This is a genomic window from Phenylobacterium sp. (assembly GCF_036723115.1).
Taxonomy (GTDB): Bacteria; Pseudomonadota; Alphaproteobacteria; order Caulobacterales; family Caulobacteraceae; genus Phenylobacterium.
Genome location: NZ_DAIMHV010000167.1, coordinates 1 through 5,806 on the forward strand (window position 1 = coordinate 1; position 5,806 = coordinate 5,806).

The 5,806-nt window shown below is 70.4% G+C and carries 7 protein-coding genes; 4 read left to right on the forward strand and 3 right to left on the reverse strand.

Annotated features, from left to right (window positions below):
• On the forward strand, positions 1–918 hold a 918-nt coding region (locus V7D28_RS13450; RefSeq protein WP_333587895.1), incomplete at its 5' end, for an acyl-CoA dehydrogenase.
• A gap of 14 nt (positions 919–932) precedes the next feature.
• On the opposite strand, the gene V7D28_RS13455 is transcribed toward V7D28_RS13450, so the two are convergent.
• The 3 genes from V7D28_RS13455 to zigA all read right to left on the reverse strand — a co-directional run bounded on the left by V7D28_RS13455 (position 933) and on the right by zigA (position 3,262).
• Positions 933–1,619, reverse strand: a complete 687-nt coding sequence (locus V7D28_RS13455) for a DUF3299 domain-containing protein (RefSeq protein WP_333587896.1) — start codon at positions 1,617–1,619, stop codon at positions 933–935.
• Entirely contained in the window at positions 1,603–1,977 is a 375-nt protein-coding gene (locus V7D28_RS13460; protein WP_333587897.1) for a MerC domain-containing protein, read from the reverse strand. The genes V7D28_RS13455 and V7D28_RS13460 overlap by 17 nt, the downstream gene beginning before the upstream one ends.
• Positions 1,978–2,041: 64 nt before the next feature.
• A complete protein-coding gene (zigA, locus tag V7D28_RS13465; RefSeq protein ID WP_333587898.1) occupies positions 2,042–3,262 on the reverse strand; it encodes a zinc metallochaperone GTPase ZigA in 1,221 nt (406 codons plus the stop codon).
• Between the two features lie 116 nt (positions 3,263–3,378).
• Between zigA and V7D28_RS13470 the strand changes: the two genes are divergently transcribed.
• The 3 genes from V7D28_RS13470 (at position 3,379) to V7D28_RS13480 (ending at position 5,728) form a co-directional block, all read left to right on the forward strand.
• On the forward strand, positions 3,379–3,651 hold the full coding sequence (locus V7D28_RS13470) for a hypothetical protein (RefSeq protein WP_333587899.1): 273 nt from the start codon (positions 3,379–3,381) through the stop codon (positions 3,649–3,651).
• A 42-nt stretch (positions 3,652–3,693) separates the two neighbouring features.
• Positions 3,694–4,833, forward strand: a complete 1,140-nt coding sequence (locus tag V7D28_RS13475) for an iron-containing alcohol dehydrogenase family protein (protein WP_333587900.1) — start codon at positions 3,694–3,696, stop codon at positions 4,831–4,833.
• Positions 4,834–4,936: 103 nt separating this feature from the next.
• Complete coding sequence (locus V7D28_RS13480; RefSeq protein ID WP_333587901.1) at positions 4,937–5,728, forward strand: EAL domain-containing protein; 792 nt, start codon at positions 4,937–4,939, stop codon at positions 5,726–5,728.
• Positions 5,729–5,806 lie beyond the last annotated feature (78 nt).

Below are 5,806 nucleotides of genomic sequence, written 5' to 3' on the forward strand. Positions count from 1 at the left end.
AACCAGGGCCTGGCCCACATGTTCGTCATGATGAACGCCGCCCGCCTGCAGGTGGGGGTCGAGGGCGTCGGCATCGCCGAGCGCGCCTATCAGCAGGCTCTCGCCTACGCTCAGGACCGCCGTCAGGGGCGGTCGGTCTGGACCGGTGAGAGCGCCGCGCCCATCTTCGACCATCCCGACGTGCGGCGCAGCCTGGCCCTGATGAAGGCCAGGATCGAGGCCGCCCGGGGCATCTGCCTGATGACCGGCGTGCTGGCCGATCAGGCGCGGCTGGCGGCTGACGAGGCCGTCCGCACCGGCGCCCGGGCGCGCCAGGAGCTGCTCACTCCCATCGCCAAGGCCTGGTCCACCGACATGGGGGTGGAGGTCGCCTCCATGGGCGTGCAGATTCATGGCGGCATGGGCTTCATCGAGGAGACCGGGGCGGCCCAGCACTATCGGGACGCCCGCATCGCCCCGATCTATGAGGGGGCCAACGGCGTCCAGGCCATGGACCTGGCCGGCCGCAAGCTCTCCATGGGCGAGGGCGCGGTGATGGACGAGCTGTGCGCCGAAATGGCCATGACCGCCCAGGCCCTGACCGAACGCGCCGACCTGGCCGAGGCCGGCCGTCGCCTGGCCGAAGGGGTGCTGGCCCTGGAGGCCGCCACCGACTGGATGCTGGCCCACCGGGGGGCCGACTCCCTGGCCGGCGCCACGCCCTATCTGAAGCTGGCCGGGGACGTGATCGGCGGCTGGGTGCTCGCCCGCCAGGCCCTGCTGGCCGACGGCGCGCAGGACCCGCGGCTCAAGGCGAAGGCCGCCCTGCTGCGCATCTACGCCGCCCAGATCCTCACCGGCGCCGGCGGCCTCGCCGCCGCCGTGACGCAAGGGGCGGCGGAGTATGAGGCCCTGGGCGCGGACGCCTTCGCGGTCTGAGGGAGACCTGCGGCTCAGGCCGCCTCGTCCACCGCCTGGACGATCTTCGCCCGCCCCTGGCGAAGCTGGAAGAACAGGCCCTTCTCGCCATTGTCGGCCAGGCCCAGGACCCCTTCCACCTCCACCAGATGGTAGCCGGCCCGGATGGGGCGCTCGAGAAAGACCTCGATCACCTCATTGGGCTCGGCCGGCGGGTGGTAGAAGCACACCGGCGTATAGGGCGAGATGAGGAAGCGCCGGGTCTGATCGGCCATCTCCAGGGGGAGCATGAAGCCCTGGATCTTGAAGGGCTTGCCGGCCAGGGCCCGGACCTCCGCCGGATGGCTGGCCTGGAAGAGCTGGCTTTCCTCGTCGATCCAGACCTTGGTGCGCCGGAGCTTGGCCCACTGCGGGCCGTCGGCTGTGGGCAGGGTGAGCTGAAGCGCCCGCTCGCTGGCCAGTTCCTGGGCCATGGGGTCCTGGCCCGACTCGAACTCCGCCCACATGTCATCGTCGGGGGGCTGGCCGTCAGCCTCCGGCGGGACGGCCTCGGCCGCCGCAGCAGCCGGCGGGGCGGCCGCGACGGCCGCGGCCTGATCGCCGGCGCCATCGGCGATCTCCGGCGCCTCGGACGGCCGCTCGCAGGCGCAGAGAACCAGGGCGGCGGCCAGGACGGCCAAGCCGCGATGGGCCGCCCGCTGTAGGTCAGGTGGGATGCACATGGGGACGGACGCCTCGCCCTCGCCAGTTGATCACGTGGCCGGTGGCCAGCAGCAGCCCGCCCGCCACGGTCATCATCGTCTCTAGCCCAGGATAGGCCAGGGCCGCCACCATCACCGAGAGGCCGGTGAGCGCGACGGCGATGGCGATGGGGTTGCGCGGACGGCTGAGCAGCAGCGCGCCGGCCGACAGGGGGGCGGCGGTCATGAGCACCGCCAGGTGAACCCACTCAGCCTCGCTCAAGACCCCCATCAGGGGAATGAAGGCGGCGGCCACCGGCAGGGCGAGGCAATGGATGAGGCACAGGCCCGACAGGCCTATGGCCGAACCGTCCAGCAGACGGGCGGTGGATGACTTCATCTGATGTGGCTTTCGAAGGGTCGTCTCAAGGGCGACGGGAAAAAATGGGCTTCGCGCCGCCGGCTCAGGCCAGGACCGCCTGCGGCTGGGGCGCCGGACCCCATTCGGGGAAGGGATCGGCCAGGCGCCGCCACCAGTCGGGTCCCCGGCGGGTTTCTTCGGGCGTCAGAAGGGCCCCGTCGAAGAGGGCGGTCAAAGCCTTCTGGTCCATGTCCTTGCCGATCAGCACCAACTCCTGGCGGCGGTCGCCATAGGGGGCGCGCCAGTGCTCGGAAATGGCGCGGCGGCTCTCCGCATCCTGCGGGCGCCGTTCCGGCGGGATGGCGGCCCACCAGTAGCCGCCCCATTCGAAGGTGGCGGCCGCGCCGGCCTGGCTCCAGGCGCCGGCCTTGGACATGCGCGTGGCCAGCCACAGGAAGCCCTTGGATCGCCAGACCCCCGGCCAGGTCTGGTCGAGCACGGCCTTCAACCGCTCGGGGTGGAAGGGGCGGCGGGCGCGATAGACGAAGGTCGCCACCCCGTACTCCTCGCTTTCGGACGGGGCGCCGAACTCCATGGCCTGCCGCCAGCCCGGGGCGGCCGAGGCCTTGGCCATGTCGAAGCGTCCAGTGTCGAGGATCTCGCCCAGGGGAAGCTCGCCCTTGGTGGCGCGCACGATCCTGGCGGCGGGATTGAGGGCGCGGCAGACCGCCTCCACCTCCCCGGCCACGGTCTCGCTCACCAGATCGGTCTTGCTCAGCACGATGACGTCGGCGAACTCCACCTGGTCCACCAGCAGGTCGACGATGGTGCGCACGTCCTCCTCGCCCAGGGTTTCGCCCCGGTCGGCCAGATGGTCGCGGCTGGAATAGTCCCGATGGAAGTTCAGCGCGTCGACCACCGTGACCATGGTGTCAAGGCGGGTGACGTCGCGCAGGGAGGCGCCGCTCTCCTCGATGAAGTCGAACGTGGCCGCCACGGGCATGGGCTCGGAAATGCCGGTGGACTCGATCAGCAGATAGTCGAACCGGCCTTCCGCGGCCAGGCGGCGCACCTCGGCCAGCAGGTCTTCCCGCAGGGTGCAGCAGATGCAGCCGTTACTCATCTCCACCAGCCGCTCGTCAGTGCGCGACAGCTCCGCGCCGCCGTCGCGCACCAGAGCCGCATCGATGTTCACCTCGCTCATATCGTTGACGATCACCGCCACCCGGCGGCCTTCGCGATTGCGGAGCACGTGATTGAGGAGGCTGGTCTTGCCTGCGCCCAGGAAGCCGGAGAGCACGGTGACGGGGAGCCTGCGGTCCATGAGGGTCGCCTTTCGAATGTTACCTTATAACATTTTGGTGCGAGGGCTCGACGTCAAGTCCATTTGCGCGACGTTATAACGTTTCATATTGTCCCAGCCATCGTCAGGAGAGGCCCATGACTGGAAAGACCCGCCTGGACCCCGCCGCCGCCCGCAGCCTGATCGCCCAGGTCCATGCGGAGGATGTGGCCCGGGTCCGCGCGCATCTGGACGAGGCCCTGCAGGCCGCCGAGGCTGAATGGGCGCCCGCCGACGCAGTGGCCGACGCCCTGGCCGTGGCGCTGGGCGAGGCGGTCCTGCGCCTGGCGCATCCCGTTCGCGCCGCCGAGGCCCTGGAGCGACAAGCGGCCTGGATTCGCGCGCGGCCGACGGCTAGACCGCAGGCCTGACTTTCCGATCGACGCTACAAGAAGCACCCAAGAGGAAACCCCATGTCGCTCGCCGCCCAGAACTTCCAGATCCGTCCCCTGCCGACCCTGATCTTCGGCGCCGGCTCAGCCCGCAAGCTCGCCGCCCAGGTTCAGGCCCTGGGGCGCAAGACCGCCCTGGTGGTCACCGACAAGGGCCTGATGGCCAGCGGCGCGGCCGATGAGGCCCTGGCCGCCCTGAGCGCCGCCGGCGTGGGCGTGGAGATTTTCGATGGGGTGGAAGCCAACCCCACCGACCGCAACGTGGAGGCCGGCGCCGCCCGCCTGGCCGGCCTGCAGGACGCCGTGGTGCTGGCGCTCGGCGGCGGGTCCTCCATGGACTGCGGCAAGGCCATCGCCCTGCTGGCCACCAATCCGGGGAGCGTCGCCGACCTGCAGAAGCCCGGCCCCAAGGCGCCGGGCGTGCCGATCATCGCCGTGGCCACCACGGCGGGCACCGGGTCTGAGACCAATTCGGCCTGTGTGATCACCAACACCGCGCTCGGCCGCAAGACCTATGTCATGCACCCGTCCATCGTGCCGGCCTTCGCCGTGCTGGACCCGGAACTGACCCTGGGCCTGCCCGCCTATCCCACGGCGACCTGCGGCTTCGACGTCTTCACCCACGCCCTGGAGGCCTTCACCTCCCTGCGCGCCACCCCCTATTCCGACGCCGTGGCGCTCAAGGCCATCGAGATGGTGGCCGCCCACCTGCGCGGCGTGGTGGCCGACGGGTCGGACCTGGAGGGCCGCGCGCAGATGATGCTGGCCTCGTCCATGGCCGCCATCGCCTTCAACGTGGCCGGCCTGGGCGCCGCCCACGGCACCGGCCACGCCCTCTCGGCGCGGCTGAACGCGGCGCATGGCCAGACGCTGGCCACCATGCTGCCCCATGTGATGGACTTCAACATGCCCGCCGTGGCCTCGAAGTACGCTCAGGTGGCCGCGGCCCTGGGCGCGCCGGCCAAGGCCGAGGCGGCCATTGGCGCGGTGGTCACCCTGCGCGCCGATATCGGCATCGCCCGCTCCATCACCGAGCTGGGCGGCTCGGCGGCCATGATCGGCCAGCTGGCCGAGGACGCGGCCGCCGACGGGGTGAACCTGACCAATCCGCGGCCGATCACCAAGCCGGACTTCGAAACCCTCTACCAGGCCGCGCTCTAAGGCGGCTCCCGGCGGGGGCGCGCCGCAAGGTCTGGAAAATCCACGATTGTTTCAGGATTTAGCTTCATCCTGAGGCCGTGTTTTCCTCCGGACTCCTGCGCCCATGACCGCCCCCGCCCCCCGCCCCGCGCCTTGCCAGGGCTGCCGAAACGGCGAGTCCGAAGAGATCGTCCTGGCCATGGCCTTCCAGCCCATCGTGGACATGGAGAGCGGCCGGCCCTTCGCCTATGAGGCCCTGGTCCGCGGGCCGGAGGGGCAATCGGCCGCCAGTGTCCTGGCCCAGGTGACGCAGGCCAATCGCTACGCCTTCGATCAGGCCTGCCGGGTCAAGGCCATCGAGACCGCGGTGGCCGCCGGCATCCTTGAGGGGCCGACGCGACTGTCCATCAACTTCCTGCCCAACGCCGTCTATTCGCCCCTGGCCTGCATCCAGCTGACTTTGAAGACGGCCACGGCCAACGCCTTTCCCACCGAGCGGCTGATCTTCGAGTTCACCGAGAACGAGCAGATGGCCGAGCCGGCCCACGTGGCCCACATCGTCGACACCTATCGGCGGATGGGATTCGGCACCGCCCTGGACGACTTCGGCGCGGGCCATGCGGGGCTGAACCTGTTGGCCAAGTTCCAGACCGACCTGATCAAGCTGGACATGGAGCTGATCCGCGACCTCGACCAGAGCCTGCCCCGCCGGGTCATCGTCGCCGGCGTGGTGAAGATGTGCCAGGAGCTGGGGATCACGGTGATCGCCGAGGGCGTCGAGAGCCAGGGCGAGCTGGCGGCCCTGCGCGAAATGGGGGTCCGCTACATCCAGGGTTATCTGCTGGCCAAGCCAGCCTTCCAGGCCCTGCCCGGGATCAGCCTGCCGGCGCCCGCCGCGCGAGCGGCGAGCGCCTGAGGGCTCAAGCCTAGCTTAAGACGACGATGGCCACGCGCCGGTTCTGGGCGCGGCCTTCGGCGGTGGAGTTGGAGGCCA

What these genes read in the sequence shown, in the direction of transcription:
- V7D28_RS13455 (WP_333587896.1), bottom strand. Translation starts at nt 1,619, where the DNA reads ATGTGCATCCCACCTGACCTACAGCGGGCGGCCCATCGCGGCTTGGCC.
- V7D28_RS13460 (WP_333587897.1), bottom strand. Translation starts at nt 1,977, where the DNA reads ATGAAGTCATCCACCGCCCGTCTGCTGGACGGTTCGGCCATAGGCCTG.
- zigA (WP_333587898.1), bottom strand. Translation starts at nt 3,262, where the DNA reads ATGGACCGCAGGCTCCCCGTCACCGTGCTCTCCGGCTTCCTGGGCGCA.
- V7D28_RS13470 (WP_333587899.1), top strand. Translation starts at nt 3,379, where the DNA reads ATGACTGGAAAGACCCGCCTGGACCCCGCCGCCGCCCGCAGCCTGATC.
- V7D28_RS13475 (WP_333587900.1), top strand. Translation starts at nt 3,694, where the DNA reads ATGTCGCTCGCCGCCCAGAACTTCCAGATCCGTCCCCTGCCGACCCTG.
- V7D28_RS13480 (WP_333587901.1), top strand. Translation starts at nt 4,937, where the DNA reads ATGACCGCCCCCGCCCCCCGCCCCGCGCCTTGCCAGGGCTGCCGAAAC.